Annotated in this window: 24 protein-coding genes; 22 read left to right on the top strand and 2 right to left on the bottom strand. The window is 51.8% G+C overall.

Annotation, left to right across the window (positions count from 1 at the left end):
- Positions 1–22 precede the first annotated feature (22 nt).
- From flhA to L4D19_RS12905, 12 genes are all read left to right on the top strand, one after another.
- Positions 23–2122, top strand: a complete 2100-nt coding sequence (flhA, locus tag L4D19_RS12850) for a flagellar biosynthesis protein FlhA (protein ID WP_428452787.1) — start codon at positions 23–25, stop codon at positions 2120–2122.
- A gap of 82 nt (positions 2123–2204) precedes the next feature.
- The gene (gene flhF / locus L4D19_RS12855) at positions 2205–3890 is read left to right on the top strand and encodes a flagellar biosynthesis GTPase FlhF (protein ID WP_428452788.1); all 1686 of its coding nucleotides are present in this window, start codon (positions 2205–2207) and stop codon (positions 3888–3890) included.
- Complete coding sequence (locus tag L4D19_RS12860) at positions 3883–4782, top strand: MinD/ParA family protein (RefSeq protein WP_160648734.1); 900 nt, start codon at positions 3883–3885, stop codon at positions 4780–4782. Before flhF ends, L4D19_RS12860 begins: the two co-directional genes overlap by 8 nt.
- The gene (locus L4D19_RS12865) at positions 4775–5497 is read left to right on the top strand and encodes an RNA polymerase sigma factor FliA (protein ID WP_428452789.1); all 723 of its coding nucleotides are present in this window, start codon (positions 4775–4777) and stop codon (positions 5495–5497) included. The genes L4D19_RS12860 and L4D19_RS12865 overlap by 8 nt, the downstream gene beginning before the upstream one ends.
- A 54-nt stretch (positions 5498–5551) precedes the next feature.
- Positions 5552–5923 (top strand): chemotaxis response regulator CheY, encoded by a 372-nt coding sequence (cheY, locus tag L4D19_RS12870; RefSeq protein WP_036800231.1) that lies wholly within the window; start codon positions 5552–5554, stop codon positions 5921–5923.
- Positions 5924–5959: 36 nt separating this feature from the next.
- The gene (locus L4D19_RS12875; protein WP_428452790.1) at positions 5960–6679 is read left to right on the top strand and encodes a protein phosphatase CheZ; all 720 of its coding nucleotides are present in this window, start codon (positions 5960–5962) and stop codon (positions 6677–6679) included.
- 9 nt (positions 6680–6688) lie between these two features.
- Positions 6689–9037, top strand: coding sequence for a chemotaxis protein CheA (locus L4D19_RS12880; RefSeq protein ID WP_428452791.1), 2349 nt, complete (start codon positions 6689–6691; stop codon positions 9035–9037).
- 172 nt (positions 9038–9209) lie between these two features.
- Positions 9210–10367 carry a protein-glutamate methylesterase/protein-glutamine glutaminase gene (locus L4D19_RS12885; protein ID WP_428452792.1) on the top strand — a complete coding sequence of 386 codons (1158 nt, stop codon included), beginning with the start codon at positions 9210–9212 and terminating at the stop codon, positions 10365–10367.
- Between the two features lie 10 nt (positions 10368–10377).
- On the top strand, positions 10378–11157 hold the full coding sequence (locus L4D19_RS12890) for a ParA family protein (protein WP_428452793.1): 780 nt from the start codon (positions 10378–10380) through the stop codon (positions 11155–11157).
- Complete coding sequence (locus L4D19_RS12895) at positions 11147–12325, top strand: chemotaxis protein CheW (protein WP_428452794.1); 1179 nt, start codon at positions 11147–11149, stop codon at positions 12323–12325. The genes L4D19_RS12890 and L4D19_RS12895 overlap by 11 nt, the downstream gene beginning before the upstream one ends.
- A 22-nt stretch (positions 12326–12347) precedes the next feature.
- Positions 12348–12842, top strand: a complete 495-nt coding sequence (locus L4D19_RS12900; protein ID WP_075763989.1) for a chemotaxis protein CheW — start codon at positions 12348–12350, stop codon at positions 12840–12842.
- Positions 12842–13276, top strand: a complete 435-nt coding sequence (locus L4D19_RS12905) for a DUF2802 domain-containing protein (RefSeq protein ID WP_075763991.1) — start codon at positions 12842–12844, stop codon at positions 13274–13276. The genes L4D19_RS12900 and L4D19_RS12905 overlap by 1 nt, the downstream gene beginning before the upstream one ends.
- A gap of 30 nt (positions 13277–13306) precedes the next feature.
- On the opposite strand, the gene L4D19_RS12910 is transcribed toward L4D19_RS12905, so the two are convergent.
- Positions 13307–13603, bottom strand: coding sequence for an EscU/YscU/HrcU family type III secretion system export apparatus switch protein (locus tag L4D19_RS12910; RefSeq protein ID WP_428452795.1), 297 nt, complete (start codon positions 13601–13603; stop codon positions 13307–13309).
- Positions 13604–13634: 31 nt separating this feature from the next.
- Positions 13635–14207: a hypothetical protein gene (locus L4D19_RS12915; RefSeq protein WP_428452796.1), complete on the bottom strand. Its 573-nt coding sequence runs from the start codon at positions 14205–14207 to the stop codon at positions 13635–13637.
- Positions 14208–14588: 381 nt separating this feature from the next.
- Here L4D19_RS12915 and ccmA point away from each other — a divergent pair, with 381 nt between their 5' ends.
- From ccmA to L4D19_RS12965, 10 genes are all read left to right on the top strand, one after another.
- On the top strand, positions 14589–15239 hold the full coding sequence (ccmA, locus tag L4D19_RS12920) for a cytochrome c biogenesis heme-transporting ATPase CcmA (protein WP_428452797.1): 651 nt from the start codon (positions 14589–14591) through the stop codon (positions 15237–15239).
- Positions 15240–15245: 6 nt separating this feature from the next.
- Positions 15246–15914, top strand: coding sequence for a heme exporter protein CcmB (gene ccmB / locus L4D19_RS12925; RefSeq protein ID WP_428452798.1), 669 nt, complete (start codon positions 15246–15248; stop codon positions 15912–15914).
- 234 nt (positions 15915–16148) lie between these two features.
- A complete protein-coding gene (locus tag L4D19_RS12930) occupies positions 16149–16880 on the top strand; it encodes a heme ABC transporter permease (protein WP_428452799.1) in 732 nt (243 codons plus the stop codon).
- A gap of 7 nt (positions 16881–16887) precedes the next feature.
- A complete protein-coding gene (gene ccmD, locus L4D19_RS12935) occupies positions 16888–17094 on the top strand; it encodes a heme exporter protein CcmD (protein ID WP_075764004.1) in 207 nt (68 codons plus the stop codon).
- Entirely contained in the window at positions 17091–17576 is a 486-nt protein-coding gene (gene ccmE / locus L4D19_RS12940; protein WP_428452800.1) for a cytochrome c maturation protein CcmE, read from the top strand. The genes ccmD and ccmE overlap by 4 nt, the downstream gene beginning before the upstream one ends.
- Positions 17573–19555: a heme lyase CcmF/NrfE family subunit gene (locus tag L4D19_RS12945; protein ID WP_428452801.1), complete on the top strand. Its 1983-nt coding sequence runs from the start codon at positions 17573–17575 to the stop codon at positions 19553–19555. Before ccmE ends, L4D19_RS12945 begins: the two co-directional genes overlap by 4 nt.
- Positions 19555–20109: a DsbE family thiol:disulfide interchange protein gene (locus L4D19_RS12950; protein WP_075764010.1), complete on the top strand. Its 555-nt coding sequence runs from the start codon at positions 19555–19557 to the stop codon at positions 20107–20109. Before L4D19_RS12945 ends, L4D19_RS12950 begins: the two co-directional genes overlap by 1 nt.
- The gene (locus L4D19_RS12955) at positions 20106–20612 is read left to right on the top strand and encodes a cytochrome c-type biogenesis protein (protein WP_428452802.1); all 507 of its coding nucleotides are present in this window, start codon (positions 20106–20108) and stop codon (positions 20610–20612) included. Before L4D19_RS12950 ends, L4D19_RS12955 begins: the two co-directional genes overlap by 4 nt.
- Positions 20612–21835, top strand: a complete 1224-nt coding sequence (gene ccmI / locus L4D19_RS12960) for a c-type cytochrome biogenesis protein CcmI (RefSeq protein WP_428452803.1) — start codon at positions 20612–20614, stop codon at positions 21833–21835. The genes L4D19_RS12955 and ccmI overlap by 1 nt, the downstream gene beginning before the upstream one ends.
- Positions 21836–21910: 75 nt before the next feature.
- Positions 21911–22723: an MlaA family lipoprotein gene (locus tag L4D19_RS12965; protein WP_428452804.1), complete on the top strand. Its 813-nt coding sequence runs from the start codon at positions 21911–21913 to the stop codon at positions 22721–22723.
- The last annotated feature ends 63 nt before the right edge of the window (positions 22724–22786 follow it).

The following is a 22786-nucleotide window of genomic DNA, read 5'->3' on the forward strand; positions in this document are numbered from 1 at the left end:
ACACCAACAACAAAAAGATTGAATGAAGCTTTCGATACCTTTTGCGGATAAATTACCTTTATCACGCCTGCAATCTATGCCAGCAATAGGCGCACCAGTCATGGTTTTGGCAACCTTGGCAATGGTTGTGCTGCCTATGCCTCCGTTACTGCTGGATATGGCCTTTTCCTTCAATATTGCCCTGGCTCTTGTGGTACTGCTGGTTACTGTTTATACCCGCCGTCCGCTCGATTTCGCGGCTTTCCCTACCGTGTTGCTGATAGCCACCTTGTTGCGTCTGGCGCTGAACGTGGCGTCAACCCGTGTGGTATTGCTCTACGGGCACGAGGGGCCCGATGCGGCCGGTCAGGTCATTGACGCCTTCGGCTCGGTGGTGATTGGCGGTAACTATGCCGTCGGTCTGGTGGTGTTCCTGATTTTGATGATCATTAACTTTATGGTTGTCACCAAGGGTGCCGGTCGTATCTCCGAGGTAAGTGCCCGCTTTACCCTTGATGCCTTGCCCGGCAAGCAGATGGCCATCGATGCGGATTTGAACGCAGGACTGATAGATCAGGAGCAGGCCAGAACTCGCCGTTTTGAGGTGACCAAGGAGGCTGACTTCTATGGTTCGATGGATGGTGCGTCGAAGTTTGTCAAAGGGGATGCCATTGCCGGTATCCTGATCCTGTTCATCAATATCATCGGCGGCCTGGTGATTGGTATGGGCCAGCACGGCCTGAACTTTGGCAGTGCGATAGAAATTTATAGTTTGCTGACCATCGGTGATGGTCTGGTTGCGCAGATCCCATCGCTGTTGCTGTCAATTGGCGCGGCCATGATGGTGACTCGTCAAAATACTGACGAGGATATGGGGCAGCAGCTCGTTTATCAGATGTTCAATAATCCCCAGGCCCTGATTATTACCGGGGTGATCTTGTTTGTGATGGGGATTGTGCCGGGGATGCCGCATGTGCCGTTCTTGTTGCTGGCAGCTTCTATCGGGGGCTTTGCCTATTGGCGGATCAAGAAAGAAAAAGCGGCTGCGGTGGCGGAGGCTGAAACGTCTTCCTCGACGGAACTGGCCGCCCAACCGACGCAGAAAGAACTATCTTGGGATGATGTGCAGCCTGTCGACGTTATTGGCCTCGAAGTGGGTTATCGTCTAATACCTATGGTCGACAAAGAGCAGGGCGGTGAGTTGCTCGAGCGGGTGAAAGGGGTGCGCAAAAAGCTGTCTCAGGACTTTGGCTTTTTGATCCCGCCTGTTCATATTCGCGACAACCTGGAGTTACCGCCCAATACATACCGGTTGAGCCTGATGGGTGTGGCCTGCGGGGAAGCCAATATTCACCCGAATATGGAACTGGCCATTAACCCGGGGCAGGTTTTTGGAACCATCGATGGCGAGGCGACCACCGATCCGGCCTTTGGTCTTGAAGCTGTATGGATAATGGAGTCGCAGCGCGAACATGCCCAGGCGCTTGGCTATACCGTGGTAGATTCTGCAACAGTATTGGCGACCCACCTGAGCCAGATCCTGACCAACAGTGCCTCGCAGTTGCTCGGCCATGAAGAAGTACAGAATTTGCTTGAGATGTTGAGCCAGACTACACCCAAGCTTGTCGAGGGCTTTGTTCCCGATCAGCTTTCGTTGGGTGTGGTAGTGAAAGTGTTGCAGAACTTGCTTCATGAAGGGATCCCGATCAGGGATGTGCGGACAATCGTGCAGACCCTTTCCGAGTACTCCTCCAAGAGTCAAGATCCTGACATTCTGACGGCCGCTGTCCGAATTGGGCTGAAGCGACTAATTTGCCAAGAAATCAATGGTATAGAGCCAGAGTTGCCAGTGATTACTTTAGTTCCAGAATTGGAACAAATATTGCATAAAACTATGCAGTCTGCCGGAGGTGAATCTTCCGGCATCGAGCCAGGGCTGGCAGAGCGTCTACAGCGCTCACTGACCGAGGCCACTCAGCAACAAGAGCTGAAAGGGGAGCCTGCCGTATTACTGACTTCCGGTGTATTACGGTCAACGCTCGCTAAGTTTGTCAAAAATACCATTCCGTCGTTGCGGGTACTGTCCTATCAGGAGGTTCCGGACGAAAAACAGATACGCATTGTCAATGCAGTGGGTAACTAGTGCGGAGTGGATGCAATACCGAATGGCTGGCTTGGCGTGACAGATGCCGTAAGCAATAGCGTGATTAGACGGGAAGACAAGATTGAAAATTAAGCGATTTTTTGCCAAAGACATGCGAACTGCGCTGAGCCAAGTGAAAGAAGAGCTCGGGGCTGATGCGGTGATCATGTCAAATAAAAAAGTGACCGGCGGAGTCGAGATTGTTGCTGCCGTGGATACTGACGTTGCCAACGAGCCGCCTAAAACGTCACAGGCGACACGTGACGCCCTGGCTGAGCGACTGGGTCAGGCCAAACGTAAGTTGGCAGATGACAAGGTACAGCTGAAGCAGTCGGCGGCAAGCCGGTTTGCCAATGTATTGCAGAACTACACCGGTGACAGCAAGCCAGAGGACGAGCCTGCTGAAACAGAGGTGGATTCGCTGTCGGCGCTGCTTAAACGCCAGTCCAAGCACCACGGCAATGGCTCCGAACGTGGCTATGATGAGCCGGATCGTTCAGGAATGCGTCCGCGCTCTGCGCCGGCTGAGCGACGTCCGGCGCAAAAACGTGCCCCGCAAAACGGCAATTATTCGCCGCAGGAATCCGGATTTGGTTCCGGCCGCCGGCAAGAGTTCGGTCAGGAACCGAGAACAGAACGCCGTCAGCAAACCGGGCTTAACGGCTCCTCGCGCGGTATGGGATCTCAGCGTCAGCCAAAGCATGCGCTGGATATTGGTGACTACCGTCGCCCGCAGTCGCAGAGTAAAGGACTGAAACAGGATTATGCCCGGGGAGGCAACCGCCTTGACCCGAGTCGTCACGATCCGAAGGCCGGTAGCCATTCGAATGATGAAATGGACTCGATGCGCAATGAGATGGCGTCGATCCGGCGATTGCTGGAACACCAGCTTTCCGGCCTGATGTGGCAGGAAGTCGAGCGCCGTGAACCGATGCGGGCAATGATGATCAAGCGGTTGGAAAAAATGGGACTCTCTCCGGAGCTTGCCGACCAGCTGGCCTGTTACATCCCAGAAGACGTCCCGGCGAATGAGGCCTGGCCGGCGCTGCTGGATTTGCTGTCAGATCAAATCATCACTACCGATGACTGTATACTCGAGACCGGTGGCGTTGTCGCATTGCTGGGACCGACAGGGGTGGGCAAGACGACCACCATAGCCAAGTTGGCAGCACGTGCCGCGATGGATTTTGGTCCGGACCAAATCGCCCTTGTCACAACAGATACTTATCGTATCGGAGCGCATGAACAGCTGGCCACATATGGTCGAATTATGGGCTGTCCGGTAAGAGTTGCTAAAGATGCCGAGGAGCTGGCCGATATACTTCACCAGTTACGGCATAGACGCCTGGTTCTGCTCGATACTGCAGGGATGGGACAACGTGATATTCGCTTGTCTGAGCAGCTTGATACCCTGATGCAGAACAGTGGCTCACAGATTCGTAGTTTTCTGGTGCTGCCTTCGACGGCACAGCGGCGCGTACTGCACGAAACCATTGAACACTTCCGCCGGATCCCGTTGTCGGGTTGTGTTCTGACCAAGCTGGATGAGTCTCTCAGCCTGGGTGAGGTGATTTGTGTATCGATTCAGAGTGCGCTGCCTATCGCCTATCTGGCTGACGGCCAGCGGGTACCGGAAGACATTAAAGTAGCAACAGGTGATTACCTGGTATCACGTGCAAACGAATTACTAGAACAAGAATTAAGCCAGCAATCTCATTTCTGGAGTAGCGATAGTTCAGATAATCAGGCGGCAGACTTTTATGATTGAGAACGCAATGTACGATCAAGCGAGCGGTTTGCGCCGTATGACAAAATTATCTTCCACTAAGGTCATTACTGTTACTGGCGGTAAAGGCGGTGTGGGCAAGACCAACGTGACCCTGAGCATGGCTATTTCGATGGCCCGCGAGGGCAAGCGGGTGATGGTGCTTGATGCCGACCTCGGCCTTGCCAACGTGGATGTCATGTTGGGGCTGCGTGCAGGCCGTAACCTGTCGCATGTCCTAGCCGGACAGTGCGATCTTCAGGATATCATTGTCGAGGGGCCGTACGGGGTGAAAATCATCCCGGCTGCATCGGGTACCCAGAACATGGCTGAACTGACGGCCGCTCAGCATATGGGGCTGATCCGTGCTTTCAGCAGCCTGGAAGATGATATTGATGTTCTGCTGGTGGATACCGCAGCCGGTATTTCCGATATGGTTCTGAGCTTTGCGCGAGCCGCGCAGGATGTACTGGTTGTTGTGTGCGATGAGCCGACATCGATTACCGATGCCTATGCGCTGATTAAGATCCTGAGCCGCGAATATGATGTTCAGCGGTTCAAGATTGTAGCCAATATGGTACGCAGTTACCGCGAGGGGCGGGAACTGTTTGCCAAGCTGACGCGTGTGACGGAGCGGTTCCTCAATGCCAACCTCGAGCTGGTTGCCTGTGTACCGCTTGATGATAGGGTTCGCCAGTCGGTTAAACGTCAGAAAATTGTGGTTGATGCCTTCCCGCGTAGTCCGGCGGCATTAGCGTTGACGTCACTGGCGTCGAAGGCCATGACCTGGCCGGTGCCGAGCAGTGCAGGTGGGCATCTCGAATTCTTTGTCGAGAAGTTATTGGTAAAGCAAACACCGGCACCAACACCGAACGAGGCTCCTATTGGTGAATAAAGCATTGACATACGGACGCTATCAGGAGAGTCCGCATGCCTTTATTGAGCGATATTCGTCATTGGTAAAGCGCATTGCTCATCACCTGATGGGGCGACTGCCCCCCAACGTTCTATTAGAAGATTTAATTCAGGCTGGTATGATAGGCCTCCTGGAAGCACAGCAGAATTATGATCCCAGCAAAGGTGCAAGCTTCGAGACCTTTGCCGGTATCCGGATCCGGGGCGCGATGCTTGATGATATCCGCCGTGGAGACTGGGTTCCGCGTTCGGTGTATAAAAATAGCCGACGCATCACGGAAGCCATTTCTTTCCTGGAAGGAGAGTTTGGGCGAGACCCTAATGATCAGGAAATTGCCGAACATCTCGAAATGACACTCGAACAGTACCATCAGGCGCTAAATGATGTTAATTGTGGGCGTCTTATTGGTATGGATGATCTGGGTGTATCGGAAGATGCTGTTGCAAGTGAAGAAGCACTTGAAGAAAATCTTCCATTTCAGGGTGTTGTGAATGATAATTTCCGTCAATCATTGGCTGAAGCAATAAAAACACTGCCTGAAAGAGAGGCGCTGGTCCTGTCTCTTTACTATGATGAGGAGCTCAATCTCAAGGAGATTGGTGCTGTTATCGGGGTCAGTGAATCTCGTATTTGCCAGATTCATAGTCAGGCGATGCAACGTTTGCGTTCCAAGCTCAAGGTTTGGACTGCTTAATACATATTAGATAAAAACACTGTGACCTCAGTGGAGGCAACTTTGAATAAAAACATGAAAATCCTCATTGTTGATGACTTCTCAACAATGCGCCGTATCGTTAAAAATTTGCTACGTGACCTAGGTTTTAACAATACCCAGGAGGCGGATGATGGATTGACTGCGCTACCTATGCTGAAAAAAGGCGGGTTTGATTTCGTTGTAACAGACTGGAACATGCCTGGTATGCAAGGGATTGATTTGCTTAAGCACATTCGTGCTGATGATGAACTGAAGCACCTTCCGGTACTGATGATCACCGCTGAAGCAAAACGCGAGCAGATTATCGAAGCTGCGCAGGCGGGTGTTAACGGTTATATCGTTAAGCCATTTACGGCAGCTACGTTGAAAGAGAAGTTAGATAAAATCTTCGAGCGTATGCAGTAATTACAATCGTCAGGCGCTAAAAGGGTAATAACCATAATGATTTCACTCGATCAGGCTAAGCAGCTTGTCAGCCTGCTTGAAGATGGGAAACAGGACGAAGCAAACACGCTGGTACAGGGGCTTGTCTCAGACAGCCGTGATCCTGTCTATGCAGAAGTGGGTAAGTTGACTCGTCAATTGCATGATTCACTGGCAAATTTTCGTCTTGATCCCCGTCTTAATGATTTAGCGAAGAACGAAATTCCTGACGCCCGTGACCGTTTGTCATATGTGATTGATAAAACGGAATCTGCTGCCAATAAAACCATGGATGCGATCGATAGTATCGAACCGCTTGCCGATAGGTTGAATGACTCTCTGAGCCAGGTTCATCCTCAGTGGAAGCGTCTAATGGGTGGGCAGATTGCGCTTAATGAATTTAAGTTACTATGCCATGAAATTGACAGCTTGTTGGTACAGGTTGAAGGTGACAACAATGCGCTTCGTAGCCATTTGACAGAAATTTTAATGGCTCAAGACTTTCAGGATCTCACCGGACAGATAATACGTCGTGTCATCGAATTGGTGCACGAAGTGGAAGATCAATTAGTCGAAATCCTTAAAGCCTTTGGCATGGAACAAGAAGACAGACCTGAAGCCCTTACAGAAGCCTGTGTGCTTACTCCCGAGGGGCCAATTGTCAACACAGAAGAACGTGAAAATGTCATGTCCTCACAGGATGATGTTGACGACTTGCTGTCTAGTCTTGGATTTTAGGGGAAATATATGAGCTTTGATTTAGACGAAGACATCCTGCAAGACTTTTTGATTGAAGCAGGAGAAATTCTTGAGTTGCTGTCTGAGCAGCTGGTTGAGCTTGAGCGTAGCCCTGAAGATTCAGAGCTGCTCAATGCGATTTTCCGTGGCTTTCACACCGTTAAGGGTGGCGCTGGTTTCCTCTCTCTGACTGAGTTGGTGGATGCATGCCATGGTGCAGAGAATATCTTTGACTTGCTGAGAACCGGCAAGCGAAGCGTTACACCAGAATTAATGGATGTGATTCTTGAGGCGTTGGATACCATCAACGAAATGTTTGGTTTGGTGCAGGAGCGAGAACCACTTGTTCCCGCTGAGCAGAGCCTGCTTGATGCGCTTCACCGCTACAGCCAGCCGCCGACAGCAGAAGAACTCGCTCCTGCCGCCGCTGCGCCGGTCGCAGAGCCAGAGCCAGAGCCGGTTGTGGTTCCTGAGCCTGTGGCACCAAGCCCGGTAGTTGAACCAGTAGCGGCGCAGCCTGCTGCCCCATCATCGGCAATTGCCGGTGATACAGTTGACGACATGACGCAGGATGAATTTGATCGTCTACTTGATGAGCTTCATGGTGCGGGCAGTGGCCCTTCAGCCTCTTCTGCAACACCAGCTCCAACCCCAGCATCGGCACCTGCGCCACAAGCAGGCAATGCCGCTGCTGTGAATCAGATTCAGTCTGAGTCCGGTGATATCACCGATGATGAGTTCGAGCGTCTGCTGGACGAACTGCACGGTGCTGGCAAAGGCCCGGGCAATACTGACAGCGTGGTTGTTGCTACACCGGTTCCAGCTACACCGGCGCCAGCCGCACCGGTAGCGGCCTCGACGGTACCTAGCGACACAGGTGCCAGCTCGGGTGATGATGACCTGATGACGGACGATGAATTCGAGCGTTTGCTTGATGAGCTGCATGGCTCGGGCAAAGGCCCGTCGGCAGAAGAGTTGGAGATGGCGACTCGCCCAGTGGCTGATATGCTGGCAGATGTCTCTAAACCGGCAAGCCCTGAAGTGCCTGTCGCGCCAGCGGCTCCTGCTGCAGCCCCTGCGGCACCAGCAGCACCGGCTCCTGTACCCAGTGCACCAGCTCCGGCACCTAAACCTGTGGCGGAAAGAAAGCCGAAAGCTGTTGCTGCAGCCAAGGATAAAGGCAAACCGGCCGCCGAAGCGACAGTCCGTGTTGATACCTCGACCCTGGATACCATCATGAACATGGTGGGTGAATTGGTACTGGTCCGTAACCGTCTGGTTAGCCTGGGCCTTAATACCAATGATGAGGAAATGTCCAAGGCCGTATCCAACCTGGATGTCGTGACTGCCGATTTGCAGGGCGCGGTGATGAAAACCCGTATGCAGCCAATCAAGAAAGTGTTTGGCCGCTTCCCTCGGGTTGTTCGTGACTTGGCGCGTAGCCTGAAAAAAGAAATCGTGTTGGAAATGCGAGGTGAAGAAACCGATCTGGATAAGAACCTGGTTGAAGCGCTGGCCGATCCGCTGGTTCACTTGGTCCGTAACTCGGTTGACCATGGTATCGAAATGCCGGATGCCCGTGAAAAAGCAGGTAAACCGCGTCTTGGTACAGTACTGCTGTCTGCCTCACAGGAAGGCGACCACATTCTGCTGACCATCGAGGATGATGGCGGCGGTATGGATCCGGATAAACTGCGCAACATCGCCGTTGACCGCGGTGTGATGGACGCTGATGCAGCTTCACGCCTAACTGATTCAGAGTGTTATAACCTGATCTTTGCGCCAGGCTTCTCGACCAAGAAAGAGATCTCTGATATCTCCGGTCGTGGTGTGGGCATGGATGTGGTTAAGACCGGGATCAGCCAGCTTAACGGCTCAATCAGCATTGATTCGGCGCTGGGCAAGGGTACCCGTATTGATATCAAGGTACCGCTGACGCTGGCTATCCTGCCGACCCTGATGGTGGGTGTGGCTGAACAGCCATTTGCCCTGCCGTTGGCTAGCGTGAACGAGATTTTCCATCTTGATCTGCGCAAGACAAACAATGTTGACGGTCAGCTGACGATCATTGTCCGTGAGAAGGCTATCCCACTGTTCTACCTGCAAGACTGGTTGTCAGCTGTCGGCCTGCCGCAGCGTGAGCGTGACCATGGCCATGTGGTGATTGTTCAAATTGGTCACCAGCGTATTGGTTTTGTGGTCGATACCTTGATTGGTCAGGAAGAGGTAGTGATCAAGCCGCTTGATGAGCTGCTTCAGGGGACACCGGGTATGGCTGGTGCAACCATTACCAGCGATGGTCATATTGCCCTGATCCTTGACGTGCCAAACCTGCTAAAACACTATGCCGGCCGATAAGGCCAGGCCGTTCACTCAACACCAGAGCGACAACTAAATTAGGGGCGTAAGCCCCTAAATAGCAAATTAAATTATTATCTGGTTCTGTTAGCCTGTCGGGCTTGCCTGTGCCAGATAATTGTTCAGTTTGTTAGATAGGCTGGATAACTCATATATACGGGATAAAGACAACATGGCAGTAAAAGTATTGGTGGTGGATGATTCAAGCTTCTTCCGCCGCCGTGTCAGTGAAATAATTAACTCCGATCCTCGACTCGAGGTGATTGGCAGTGCCGTCAATGGTAAAGAAGCGGTAGAACTGACTAACAAGCTTCAGCCTGATGTCATCACCATGGACATTGAGATGCCGGTGATGGACGGTATTACTGCCGTGCGCGAAATCATGAAAAGCGCACCGACCCCGATCCTGATGTTCTCTTCGCTGACCCACGAAGGTGCGAAGGCGACACTGGATGCACTTGATGCCGGTGCGTTGGATTTCCTGCCGAAGAAATTTGAAGATATTGCCCGCAACCGTGACGAGGCGGTTGGCCTGTTGCAAAAACGTGTTGGCGAGCTGGCACGAAAACGTGTTTTCATGCGCCGTTCGGTTCGCCCGGCTGCTACTGCACCGGCTGCCGGGCGTGAGCTGAAAAAGCCTGCACTTGGACGAACAGCTGCAACGGCATCTCAGACAACGGCTGCGACAGCGGCACGTCCGGGGGCGCGCCCTGTGGCGGCGAAGCCGATGGCGCGGTTTAAGTCTTCGGGCAAGAAATATCAGCTTATGGCTATTGGTACCTCGACAGGTGGCCCGGTTGCCCTGCAGAAAATATTGACCAAGTTACCGGCCAATTTCCCTTATCCGATCGTACTGGTTCAGCACATGCCAGCGACCTTTACGGCCGCGTTTGCAGCTCGCCTGAACAATTTGTGCAAAATTGGGGTAAAGGAAGCCGAGGACGGGGATACCCTCAAACCGGGAATGGCCTACCTGGCTCCCGGCGGTCAGCAAATGATGCTGGATGGACGTCCGGGCTCTGCCCGTGTGCGGATCATTGATGGCGGCGAGCGAATGAACTACAAGCCATGCGTCGATGTGACCTTCGGCTCGGCGGCCAAGATCTATCATGACAAGGTTCTGTCTATGGTGTTGACCGGGATGGGTGCTGACGGTCGAGAAGGCGCACGCATGCTGAAATCTAGCGGCTCGACGATTTGGGCGCAGGACGAAGAAAGCTGTGTCGTCTACGGGATGCCGCAGGCCGTGGCAAAAGCGGGGATCTCCAGTGAAGACCTGCCGCTAGATCGGATTGCCGAGCGCATTCTGGTTGAAATCGGCCTGTCATAGGGAGTTCGATTTGATCGTCTGGAGTATCGCCAATCAAAAAGGCGGGGTCGGGAAAACAACGACAACGGTAACGCTTGCCGGGTTGCTGAGTGAGCGTAACAAACGCGTACTGTTGGTGGATACCGATCCCCACTCGTCGCTGACGACCTACCTCAACTTTGATGCGGATTCAGTAGCTGCCAGTCTGTTTGACTTGTTTCAGCTTACCGATGTCACGCGCGCGACTGTTCGCCCGATAATTTTGAATACCCAGTTTAAGAATATCGATATTATACCGGCGCATATGTCGCTGGCGACGCTGGACCGGGTAATGGGTAACCGTGGCGGGATGGGGCTGGTGTTAAAAAAGGCCTTGAACAGTCTGGCAGATGACTATGATTATGTGCTGATTGACTGTCCGCCGATCCTTGGGGTGATGATGGTCAATGCCCTTGCGGCCAGCGACAGGATCCTGATCCCGGTACAGACCGAGTTTTTGGCGATGAAAGGGCTGGAGCGCATGATGCGCACCCTCCAGATCATGCAAAAATCTCGTCCCTCGGGCTTTCGGGTAACCATTGTCCCGACAATGTATGACAAGCGGACCCGGGCATCACTGCAGACACTGCAGGAGCTGAAAGTACGGTTCCCGGAGCAAATTTGGGCATCGGCGGTGCCGATTGATACCAAGTTCCGTGATGCCAGTATCAAGCATATGCCACCGTCTTTGTATGCCCGCAGTTGTCGTGGTGTTTTTGCTTACAAGACACTGCTAAATTATCTGGAGCGTCTGGATCAAGATGAACGATAAGCATCGTCTGTCCAGTGAACAGGCACTGGATGATTATTTTTTTGATTTGCTGGCTGAGCCTGAAGAGGTTGAGCTGGCAGATGAGTTAGCCTCTCAGGCTGAAGATGAGATTGAGCTACAAGAGCAACCGGATCAGCACGATCAAGGCGGTGGCGCCACGATCGACAGCGATCTTCAATCTGAGAGTACCGCGGCACCGTTCGACTTTGAACAACTGTCCGAGTCGCACGACGAGCAGAGTGATAGTGTCGTCTCTGTCGAGCTGAACCTTTCTTCGTCATCGGAGAAGGCATCGGGCTGGATACCGCAGACTCAGGAGCCGCCGGCAGAGCCTAAACCCGTATTACCGGACAGCAAGCCCTCAGTTTCTTTTGCCGAAAAGCCGCAGGCTGAGCTGGAAGATGTGCAACGACTGCTGAGTCAGATGAGCCAGATGCAGTCTGACATCCAGCATGAAACCGATGCCCTGATTGCCGAGCAGATGCAGTGTGCGGCCGAAAGAGCTGAACAGGTGGTGGAAGAAGTGGTTCTGGAAGAGGCGGTGACTGTGCCTGCTATGGAACCTTTTTCTGTTGAATCGCAAAGCAATAACGTAGAATCAGCAACAAGCGTAGAATCAGAGTCAGACGTTGAACACGCTGAGCCTGAAGTGGTTGTTGAGCCTGAAACACAGCCTGGCAGTGACGGTCCACCGGATGTGTGGCAGCAACAGCAGGACAGAAGTTCAGAGTTTCAGGCGCTTTTCTTTGAGGTCAATGGCGTGACGTTTGCTGTGCCGTTGACTGAATTGGGGGGCATTCATCAGCTCGGAGAGGTGAATCACCTTCTGGGGCGGCCGCCCTGGTACCTCGGGTTGATGACAAACCGTGAGCATCAGCTGGATGTGGTCGATACTGCACGCTGGGTGATGCCGGAAAAACTGAGTTCGAATGAACATCAGGAAGAATATCGATATATCGTGATGTTAGGGGAAAGCAAGTGGGGATTGGCATGTAATGCGCTCCACGGGACTGAAACTCTGACAGAACAGAGTGTTCGTTGGCGGGAACAGGCGGGTAAACGTCCTTGGCTTGCCGGAATGGTTAAAGAAAAAATGTGTGCTCTAATTCATGTTAGCGAACTAATATCTATGCTCAATGCTGGTTTAGATGTTAAGAGTGTAATGTGAGCAAGGCCAAAGAGGAAACAGCATGTCTCAGGTTAGTGTAGCCGAAATACAAAAAGAAGACGGTAGCGATCAGGTACTGCAATGGGTAACTTTCCAGCTGGAAGATGAAACCTACGGTATCAATGTGATGCAGGTACGTGAAGTATTGCGCTACTCCGAAATTGCTCCGGTACCAGGTGCGCCAGATTACGTTCTGGGTATCATCAACCTGCGTGGTAACGTAGTAACGGTTATTGATACTCGTTCTCGCTTTGGCCTAATGCCAGGTGAAATTTCTGACAATACTCGTATTGTGATCATCGAGGCTGAAAAGCAGGTGATCGGTATCTTGGTAGACAGCGTTGCAGAAGTTGTTTATCTACGTAGTTCTGAGATTGACAGCACACCAAGTGTCGGTACAGAAGAGAGCGCGAAGTTTATCCAGGGCGTGAGTAACCGAGACGGCGAGTTGCTGATCCTGGTAGACCTAAACAAGCTGCTGTCTGACGAAGAATGGGACGAGATGGCGTACTTGTAATGCTAAGCCTCGTTTTGCAATGGTTGCCGGTTGCTGTTGCGATCCTGGCCGTGATTATTTCATGGCTAATGGTTCGTCGTGAACGCAAGGCCCGCCAGGCACTGGAAGCAAAATTTGCCGCCACAGAGTTGGTGTTGAAAAACTCTCGGCACCAGCACGAAAGCTTGCTTAAGCAGTTTACCGAGCTGCGTGCCGGAACAATAGGTATGAGCCAGAAGCTGGCTGACATGGCCGAGCACCTTGAGATGATCTCGGATCGACAGGGTGAAATGGCGATGTTGGATCCCGACGGAAAGCTTTACAGCCGCGCCAGTAAAATGGTTGAGCTGGGAGCCGATGTCGATGAGCTGATGGAAGAGTGTGATTTGCCTAAGGCGGAGGCGGAGCTGTTGCTGCGCTTGCAGCAAAAGATGGCGCAGCCAAGACGGCGTTAACGCGGTTTCATAACCAGTCGTTCAGTTGTATTACACTTGTCCGCTGATACTTGAAAGCCCTTCCCACCCGGGAGGGGTTTTTCCGTTTAGGAACCAGGAAAAAGCGATCAGCTCGGCGATAACCCGATAGAGGTTCTCCGGGATCTCGTCACCGACCTCAAGGTTGTTGAGGTAGTCAGTAAGCGCTTCATCCTGATGAATCAAGCCGCCCTGTTGTTTGACCTGCTCGATGATGTGCTCTGCCAGCTGGTTATGGCCCTTGGCCGTTACCGTTGGTGTTTGCTGCCCGTCATAGTGGAGTGCTATCGCGCTTTTATTTTTCTGCATGTTTTCAATTTGGTCATATCTGTGGCGATCACTATACCAGAATCGACAGCCCTTCTGTTTTTGGTTCGACAATTTGCGGCGGACGAAATGTAAAGGTGGCAGGTTCGCTGTCGATCCCCAGCATTGCTAACCGCTCGGTCAGCACCGGTGAAAGGGCCTCGGTGCGATTCAGCCACTCTCTATTGTCTGATTCGAAGGCGAGAGCCAGATTTTGTTGTTGCCATACCGCGATTGCATGGACGATATCGTATTGGCCGACAGGGAGTGCTAACCGGATAGTCCACTTAGACGATTGCTCGGTGCTTCTTGCTGGACTAGCGTCGGGATCCTTTTCAACGGATAATTTCAGCTCTCGGCCGTTTGGCTGCAACAAATGCAACTGCAGTAGGGTGGCGTCGTTATCTTTGCCGTTGGCGGCCAAGCGCTGTTCAACGGCCAGTTTGAGCAACGCATTGAATTCGTCTTGCTTGTCGGTTGGCAGCTGCTGCAGCCACTGCTTCAGAGGGCTATCCGCTTGTCTGGATTGTTCCAACAATTGGAGCAGAGCCGGCTTTCCGGCACCTTGCCTAAGCCACTGGATAAGTGTGGCTTTATTTTTGGGCATCAGAAGCTGAGAGAGCAAATTAGTGACAGCTGGCGAAGAGGGCATCGAAGGGGATGAACTCTGTGTGACAAAAGTTGTAAAAAAACGTTGCAGCACATTCATTTGCGTTAATACTTGAGACAGCTGGGAAATTTGTCCCTGAATTGGCTTGTTGGTATTTACGGATTGAGGAATTTTGGTATTTGTCTCATTTTCTGGCACTTTTTTAGGTTCAATTTGTCCACTCTTAGTTAAAGCAGAGGTTTGGGAGCTGTCGATACGCATGGATGTCACAATTACTAACCTAAGTGATGGAACTATACAACTGGGTGTCTAACAAAATCCTGAACCAGTGTGGTAATATGCCCGCTAAATTGTGTCACCTAGGATACATCATTTAATATGTTGTCTGTACAAGAATTAAGCTGTGTCCGCGATGAGCGGGTGTTGTTCGACGACCTAAGTTTCTCTGTATCGTCAGGTGAACTGGTTCAGATTGAAGGACATAACGGCGCCGGAAAAACAACCTTGCTCCGGATCATTGCGGGTCTCGGGCGGGCAGACAGCGGTAGCGTGTGCTGGAACAACGAAAATATCGAAACAGCACGGGAAGATTACTATCAGGACTTGCTGTTCCTTGGTCACCAGACCGGGGTAAAGCGGGAGCTGACAGCGTTTGAAAACCTGGCTTTTTTCCAGGCTATGCATACCCATACGGAAGACTCGGAGCTGGCGGGAACGCCACAGGTCAGCGGTGACGATTGCCTCTGGCAGGCACTTGCCCATGTCGGCTTGGCAGGGCGGGAAGATGTTCCGGCCGGTCAGCTGTCTGCCGGTCAGCAGCGCCGGGTGGCTCTGGCAAGGTTGTGGATCAGCAACCATAAGCTGTGGATTTTGGATGAGCCCCTGACGGCTATCGACAAGCAGGGTGTGAAAGTGCTGGAACGGTTATTCCTGTCTCATGTCGAGCGTGGCGGTGTCGTGCTGCTAACGACTCACCAGGATATGTTCACAGACAGTAACCATTTACGGAAGATTAAGTTGGGGCAGTAGTTCAGGATGCTAAGCGCTATTTTTCAAGTCATTCGGCGTGAACTGCTGATTGCATTTCGTCGACAGGCTGATGTTTTTAACCCGTTGTGGTTTTTTATTATTGTGATCACCCTGTTCCCATTGGGAGTCGGGCCGGAGCCGAATCTACTGGCTCGGATCGCACCGGGTATTGTTTGGGTTGCCGCGTTGCTGGCCGCATTGTTGTCGCTGGAGCGTCTGTTCCGGGATGACTTTGTCGACGGTTCGCTCGAGCAGATGCTGATGATGCCGACACCACTGCCGGTGCTGGCTTTTGCCAAAATGGTGGCGCACTGGGTACTGACAGGTGTGCCTTTGTTGCTGATCAGCCCGCTGCTGGCAATCTTGCTGTCGTTGGACTGGGAGACCTGGAAGGCGGTGGTACTGACGCTGCTTGTCGGTACGCCGACATTGAGCTTTCTCGGGGCGATTGGGGTCGCGCTGACAGTGGGGCTGAGAAAGGGCGGGGTATTATTGAGCTTGCTCATTTTGCCGCTGTATATCCCTGTGCTGATATTTGCTACCTCGGCAATTGATGCGGCAAGCCTCGGGATGGCGTTCAACGGGCAGTTGGCGCTGATGGGGGCAATGTTGATTGGGTCGGCAACGCTGGCGCCGTTTGCGGTTGCTGCATCATTACGTATAAGTGTGCAATAAAACATTACAATTACACCTGAGTAAGATGTCTCATAATAATGGATCTCATGAGACAATTTTGAGCAAGAACAAGGAAGCGATGGTTAGATGAGCAAGTACCTCAAAGGGGGTATTCAACTTTGCTTATCCTAATTTAATGATGAGAATTGTTTCATTGGTATGTTGTTCTGCTTAGAGTGAACAATACGCTGGCTGAGAACGTACTTATTACAATTATACGAGTAGAGCAGAAATATGTGGAAGTGGTTACATCCCTACGCGAAAGCTGAAAATTGCTACCGCCTGTGCGGTACCCTGTTACCCTGGTTCTCCATTATTGCCTTATTGGGGATCATTGGCGGTACTATCTGGGGGCTAATGTTTGCCCCGACAGATTACCAGCAGGGCGATAGTTTCCGGATTATCTATCTTCACGTTCCTGCGGCCATCTGGTCGATGGGGGCCTATATGTCAATGGCCATTGCGGCCTTTATCGGTTTGGTCTGGCAGATCCGACTGTCCGATATGGCTGCTGCGGCAATGGCGCCGGTTGGTGCTGTGTTCACCGTGATTGCTCTTCTCACCGGTGCCATCTGGGGTAAGCCTATGTGGGGAGCCTGGTGGGTGTGGGATGCCCGTCTGACGTCTGAGCTGATCTTGTTGTTCCTCTATCTTGGTGTTATCGCCCTCTATAGTGCGTTTGATGATCAGAAAACCGCGGCAAAGGCGGCGGGTATTCTGGCGATTGTCGGTGTTATCAACCTGCCTATCATTCATTTCTCTGTTGAGTGGTGGAATACCCTGCACCAAGGTGCCACGATTACCAAACTTGACAAACCGTCGATGGATAGCACCATGCTATGGCCGCTGTTACTGAACATTGTCGGCTTTGCCTGTTTCTTTGGCGCGGTGACGCTGGTACGTCTGCGCAATGAAATCATTGCCCGTGAAAGTCATCGCCCTTGGGTCCGTGAATTAATGAAGTGAGGCCATCATGCATTTTGAATCTTTTAGTGACTTTTTAGCTATGGGTGGCTACGCATCTTATGTCTGGGCGGCCTATGGTATTTCCTTTGCTGCCCTGCTGTGGATCTTATTTTCAAGCCTGAGTAAAAAACGCCGCCTGGCGGCAGAAATCAAGAACAAAATCGCTCGTGAGCACCGTATTAAAGAAGCGAAAAAACTGGAGAACACACTATGAACCCGAGACGTAAAAAACGCATGACGCTAGTGCTGGCGTTAGTTGTGGGCCTCGGCGCAACTATTGGTTTAATGCTGTATGCGTTAAACCAGAATATGGATCTCTTCTATACCCCGACAGAGCTGGTCAACGGCAAGCCGGACGGTACCAAGCCTGAAGTCGGTCAGCGCCTGCGTATCGGTGGTATGGTCGTTGCGGGTTCGGTTAAGCGTGATCCTCAGTCGCTGGAAGTTCGCTTTGATGTGGCCGATGTCGGCCCGGCTGTGACCATTAAGTACGACGGTATCTTGCCGGATCTGTTCCGTGAAGGTCAGGGTATTGTCGCTCAGGGTGTACTGGTAAATGCAACCACCATTGAAGCTCACGAAGTACTGGCAAAACACGATGAAGAGTATATGCCGCCGGAAGTGGCTGAAGCGATGAAGAAAACCCACGAACCTCTTCAATATACCGAAGATCAGATGCAGGGCAGTGTTCAATGATTGCAGAACTAGGGCATTTTAGCCTGATTATTGCGCTGGGTTTGTCGATCCTCGCAAGTATCTATCCATTGTACGGTGCCTCTGTCGGCAACCAGTCAATGATGCGCATGGCACGTCCGCTGACATACGGTGTTTTCGGCATGCTGTTGTTGTCATTCGTCGTGCTGTGTTGGGCGTTTTACACCAACGACTTTACCGTGACTTATGTAGCGAGTAACTCGAACAGCCTATTGCCGTGGTACTACCGTATTACTGCTGTTTGGGGCGCACACGAAGGTTCGCTGCTGCTTTGGGTACTGATCCAGGCAACATGGGCGGCGGCTGTGGCTATGTTCAGCCGCGGCATGCCGTTAGAGTCGGTATCGCGTGTATTGGCGGTAATGGGCATGATTTCAGTCGGCTTCCTGCTGTTTATCATCATGACGTCCAACCCGTTCCTGCGTACCTTGCCATTCTTCCCGGTTGACGGTCGCGACTTGAACCCACTGCTGCAGGATCCGGGGCTGATTATTCACCCGCCGATGCTGTACATGGGTTATGTGGGCTTCTCTGTTGCCTTTGCCTTTGCAATTGCCTCTTTGATGACAGGCCGTCTGGATACTGCATGGGCGCGCTGGTCTCGTCCCTGGACAATTGCCGCATGGTCGTTCCTTACATTGGGTATCGCACTTGGTTCATGGTGGGCTTACTACGAACTTGGCTGGGGCGGCTGGTGGTTCTGGGATCCGGTCGAAAACGCCTCGTTCATGCCATGGCTAGCCGGTACGGCATTGATGCACTCGCTTTCTGTGACAGAAAAACGCGGTACCTTTAAAGCCTGGACCGTACTGCTGGCAATCTCGGCGTTCTCGTTGAGTCTGCTGGGTACCTTCCTGGTCCGTTCAGGTGTTTTGGTTTCTGTGCATGCTTTCGCCTCCGATCCGGCTCGTGGCATGTTCATCCTTGGCTTCCTGATTGTGGTCATTGGTGGCTCCTTGCTGCTCTACGCTCTGCGCGGCGGCCAGATCAGATCACGTGGTAATTACAGCCTGTTCTCGCGTGAGAACCTGCTGCTGGCTAACAATTTGCTGTTGGTCGCTGGCCTGCTGGTTGTATTGATTGGTACCTTGCTGCCGCTTATTCACAAGCAGATTGGCCTTGGTTCCGTATCTATTGGTGTGCCGTTCTTCAATACCTTGTTCACCTGGCTGATGATCCCGTTTGCTTTCATTCTGGGTATCGGTCCGCTGGTACGCTGGAAGCGTGACAACCTGTCTAATATCACCAAGCCGATGATTATATCGGCTGCGGTTACGCTACCGTTCTCGTTCCTGGCCATTCTGCTCTTTACCGACAGCATGGAGCCGCTGGCGGTACTTGGCCTTGTCATGGCTATCTGGATTGTGGTGATGCACAGTTTTGAGCTGTATCAGCGTGCGACGCACCGCCATAGCCTGCTGCAAGGGCTAGGTAAGCTTGGCCGCAGTCACTGGGCAATGGTATTGGGTCATATTGGTCTGGCCGTGTCTGTGATCGGTATTACCCTGGTTTCAAATTACGATATTGAGCGTGATGTGCGCCTGGCGCCGGGTGAAACGGTTCAGGTTCAGGGCTACGATTTCCATTTCGCAGGTTTGCGTGATGCCGATGGCCCTAACTACGATGGTTATATTGCAGATTTCAATATTACCCGTAACGGCAAGTTTGTTACCGAACTGCATGCCGAGAAGCGTTTTTATACAGTCGCCGGTTCAATGATGACCGAAGCCGCTATCGACAGCGGCGTTACCCGCGATTTGTATGTTGCTATGGGTGAGAAGCTAGGTGATGGTGCCTGGGCCGTACGAATTTACTTCAAACCGTTTGTAAACTGGATCTGGTTTGGCTCGGTGTTGATGGCGCTGGGTGGAGCTATTGCAATTAGTGACAAGCGTTACCGTTTCCGTAAACAAGCCAAGGTAGGCACAGCTAAAGCTGCCAAGAAAGCTGAGGTTAACTGATGAATAAGAAATTATTGTTTGTACCTCTGGTACTGTTTTTGGCACTGGCGCTGGTCTTTATGGTTCAGCTTACTCGTAATGCAGAAGGCGATGATCCGACCAAGCTGGAATCGGTACTGGTCGGTAAGCCGGTACCTGATTTCAAGTTGGAAGATTTGGTTGAAGCCGGCAAGTTGTATGAGCAGGATATCTTCAAGGGCGAACCTCTGCTGTTGAATGTCTGGGCAACCTGGTGTCCGACCTGCTACGCCGAGCACACCTACCTTAACGAGCTGGCAAGCAACGGGGTAAAGATTATAGGCCTTAACTATAAGGATGAGCGTCTTAAGGCTGTCCGTTGGCTCAATGAGCTGGGCAACCCGTACATTCATAGTCTGTTCGACGGTAACGGCATGTTGGGTATGGATCTGGGCGTTTACGGCGCGCCGGAGACCTTCTTGATTGATGCCAACGGTATTGTTCGTTACCGCCATGTTGGTGACGTGAACGAGCGAAACTGGGCTGATACTCTACAGCCAATGTATCAGGCGTTGCTGGAGGAAGCGAAGGGATGATGAAACAAATTAGTGCCATGCTGCTGGCTTTCGGGCTGGTATTTGCTGCGGCTCTTCCTGCGTCGGCTGCTATCGATGTCTATGAGTTCGAATCCGCAGAGCAGGAAAAAGCCTTCCAGAACCTGACGGCAACATTGCGTTGCCCTAAGTGTCAGAACAATACAATTGCAGACTCGAATGCTGAACTGGCCAAAGATATGCGCCAAAAAGCGTATGATATGCTGAGCGATGGCAAAAGCGAGCAAGATGTGGTCGACTACATGATTGCGCGCTACGGTAACTTTGTTACTTACGATCCGCCGCTGATGCTATCAACAATTATCCTGTGGGCTGGACCATTGTTGTTCGTATTCATTGGTTTTACCGTGCTGGTAATGCGTTCTCGCAAAACGGCAGACAAGCAGGCAGCGTCAGAGTTGGAAGCTGATGAAGAGCAACGCCTGAAAGCGTTGTTGAAAGAGATGGAACAACAAAATCCGAATAACGACGGGAAGGTGAAGTAATGACGCTGTTTTGGCTAATAACCGTTGCTTTGGTTTTGGTTGCTGCGGCCATTTTTGTGGCGCCAATGTATCTTGGCAAGGCACAGGATGACGTCGCTAGCCGTGACGAGCTGAACAAGGCCTTCTTTAAAGATCGTATTAACGAGCTGGAAAGTGAAACCAGCGAAGGCTTGGTCTCGAATCAGGATGAGCTGGTTTCTGAGCTGCAGCAGTCACTGCTGGATGATGTGCCGGCCCAGGCTGAGCAGCAAAAAACGGCAGTTAGTACAGTTATGCTTATCCCGGGGCTTATCATGTTGGTGGCGGTATCGTACGGCATGTATTTCACCGTCGGTAACCTCGATAAGGTGGAGTCCTGGCAGCAGACCGTAGCGCAGCTACCTGAGCTATCAAAGCGCTTGATGGACGAGCAGGGAGCTGAGCCGCTAAGCGATGCTGAGATGAATGATCTCACCCTGGCACTGCGAACCCGTTTGCACGACAACCCGAATGACGCAACGGGCTGGTTGCTGCTTGGCCGAATTGGGATGGCGAACCGCGATGCCGATACTGCCCAGGGGGCGATGAAGCGCGCTTATGCATTGGAGCCGGGTAACCCGGAAATCCAGCTGAGCTATGCTCAGACGCTGATGCTGATTGGTGATCCGGCCAAGAGCGATTATGCGCGCCAACTACTGCGTAATGTGATCAAGCAAGACCACACGAATATCCGTGCGATGTCTCTGTTGGCGTTTGACTCATTTGAACGTGGTGATTATTCGCAGGCTGTCTCTTACTGGACGATGATGAAGCGGATGATTGGCGAAGATGATCCTCGAGCCAAAATGCTGGACCGCAGTATTGAGCGGGCGCAGGCACAGATCACTCAGGCGAGTGAACAAGCAGCGAATCCGAAAACTGTTTCGGTGAAGGTTGAGCTTGATCCATCAGTGACATTGCCATCACAGGGCATCGTCATTGTCTCAGTACATTCAGCTGATGGCGCGCCAATGCCTGTAGCGGCGCGTCGAATGCCGCTATCTCAGTTCCCGTTGACGCTGACATTAAGTGACAATGACAGCATGATACCTGAGCGTCTGATGTCATCGTTGCCGACTATGATCGTCAAGGCACGTATCGACACTGATGGCAATGTAATGACCAAAAAGGGTGATTGGTACGGCCAGAGTGATGTGATTTCACTCGGTGGTTCCACAAATGTGCAGATAAATAAACAATACTGATAACATCGCTGGAACTCATGGAGCAGGCTGGATATCATTGTCCAGTCTGCTTTTTTATATCTGTGGAATAATCCTTTGAAAAGAATAACCCTTTTATCACTACTTCTTATTCTGGGTCTTTCAGGCTGTGCCGAGACACCAAACGATGAGTCAGTCAGCTCAAGTTCTGACACCAACGCTGAATATAGCGAGCAGGCAACTGAATATACTGTCGAAGGGACCTATGATCCGTTTGAGGGCTTCAACCGGGCTATGTGGACACTGAACTATGATTATCTTGATCCGTATGTAGCACGTCCGGTATCTCTGGCTTATGTCGATTATGTCCCTTCGCCAGTGAGAACGGGGATCAGAAACTTCCTCTCTAACCTGGATGAGCCGGCCAATATGGTCAACAGCATCATCATGCTAGATGGTGAGCAAGCTGTTACCCACTTCAACCGCTTTTGGATCAACTCCGTGTTTGGACTTGCTGGTTTGATTGATATCGCAACAGCGGCAGATATCACTAAGCCAGGTGAACGTGCATTTGGTGATTCAATGGGTTACTACGGCGTATCAAACGGGCCGTACTTTATGGTTCCGATGTATGGTCCAGTCACTCTTCGAGAAGGTGCCGGTGACTATGTTGATGGTCTTTACTTCCCGCTTAACCTGCTGACATTCTGGCAGAGCTTGGGCAAATGGGCCTTTGAGGGCATGGAAGACCGTGCAGCACTTGTCTCGCAAGAAAACTTGCTGAAAGACTCGCCAGACCCATATATCTTTACCCGAGATGCCTACATTCAGAACAAGAACTTCCGTGCCCTAGGCGGCGAAAGTCTGCCTGAAGAGCAACAAGATGAAGAGTATCTGGATGAGTTTTTGGATGAAGTGGATGACTACTAAATAAAAGCGGGGCTAATTCTCTAGGTTAGCCCCTAAAATTGAGCGGGAATATACTTGGGGCCT

It is taken from the genome of Photobacterium kasasachensis (assembly GCF_050336885.1).
In the GTDB taxonomy this organism is placed as follows: domain Bacteria; phylum Pseudomonadota; class Gammaproteobacteria; order Enterobacterales; family Vibrionaceae; genus Photobacterium; species Photobacterium kasasachensis.

Bases quoted from the DNA above. Each gene is read 5' to 3' on its own strand.
- ccmA (WP_428452797.1), top strand. From the start codon at position 14,589: ATGTTGTCTGTACAAGAATTAAGCTGTGTCCGCGATGAGCGGGTGTTG.
- L4D19_RS12900 (WP_075763989.1), top strand. From the start codon at position 12,348: ATGTCTCAGGTTAGTGTAGCCGAAATACAAAAAGAAGACGGTAGCGAT.
- L4D19_RS12910 (WP_428452795.1), bottom strand. From the start codon at position 13,603: ATGCAGAAAAATAAAAGCGCGATAGCACTCCACTATGACGGGCAGCAA.
- ccmE (WP_428452800.1), top strand. From the start codon at position 17,091: ATGAACCCGAGACGTAAAAAACGCATGACGCTAGTGCTGGCGTTAGTT.
- ccmI (WP_428452803.1), top strand. From the start codon at position 20,612: ATGACGCTGTTTTGGCTAATAACCGTTGCTTTGGTTTTGGTTGCTGCG.
- L4D19_RS12930 (WP_428452799.1), top strand. From the start codon at position 16,149: ATGTGGAAGTGGTTACATCCCTACGCGAAAGCTGAAAATTGCTACCGC.
- L4D19_RS12875 (WP_428452790.1), top strand. From the start codon at position 5,960: ATGATTTCACTCGATCAGGCTAAGCAGCTTGTCAGCCTGCTTGAAGAT.
- L4D19_RS12905 (WP_075763991.1), top strand. From the start codon at position 12,842: ATGCTAAGCCTCGTTTTGCAATGGTTGCCGGTTGCTGTTGCGATCCTG.
- L4D19_RS12950 (WP_075764010.1), top strand. From the start codon at position 19,555: ATGAATAAGAAATTATTGTTTGTACCTCTGGTACTGTTTTTGGCACTG.
- L4D19_RS12955 (WP_428452802.1), top strand. From the start codon at position 20,106: ATGATGAAACAAATTAGTGCCATGCTGCTGGCTTTCGGGCTGGTATTT.
- cheY (WP_036800231.1), top strand. From the start codon at position 5,552: ATGAAAATCCTCATTGTTGATGACTTCTCAACAATGCGCCGTATCGTT.
- ccmD (WP_075764004.1), top strand. From the start codon at position 16,888: ATGCATTTTGAATCTTTTAGTGACTTTTTAGCTATGGGTGGCTACGCA.
- ccmB (WP_428452798.1), top strand. From the start codon at position 15,246: ATGCTAAGCGCTATTTTTCAAGTCATTCGGCGTGAACTGCTGATTGCA.
- L4D19_RS12885 (WP_428452792.1), top strand. From the start codon at position 9,210: ATGGCAGTAAAAGTATTGGTGGTGGATGATTCAAGCTTCTTCCGCCGC.
- flhA (WP_428452787.1), top strand. From the start codon at position 23: ATGAAGCTTTCGATACCTTTTGCGGATAAATTACCTTTATCACGCCTG.
- L4D19_RS12945 (WP_428452801.1), top strand. From the start codon at position 17,573: ATGATTGCAGAACTAGGGCATTTTAGCCTGATTATTGCGCTGGGTTTG.
- L4D19_RS12880 (WP_428452791.1), top strand. From the start codon at position 6,689: ATGAGCTTTGATTTAGACGAAGACATCCTGCAAGACTTTTTGATTGAA.
- L4D19_RS12915 (WP_428452796.1), bottom strand. From the start codon at position 14,207: ATGCCCAAAAATAAAGCCACACTTATCCAGTGGCTTAGGCAAGGTGCC.
- L4D19_RS12860 (WP_160648734.1), top strand. From the start codon at position 3,883: ATGATTGAGAACGCAATGTACGATCAAGCGAGCGGTTTGCGCCGTATG.
- L4D19_RS12895 (WP_428452794.1), top strand. From the start codon at position 11,147: ATGAACGATAAGCATCGTCTGTCCAGTGAACAGGCACTGGATGATTAT.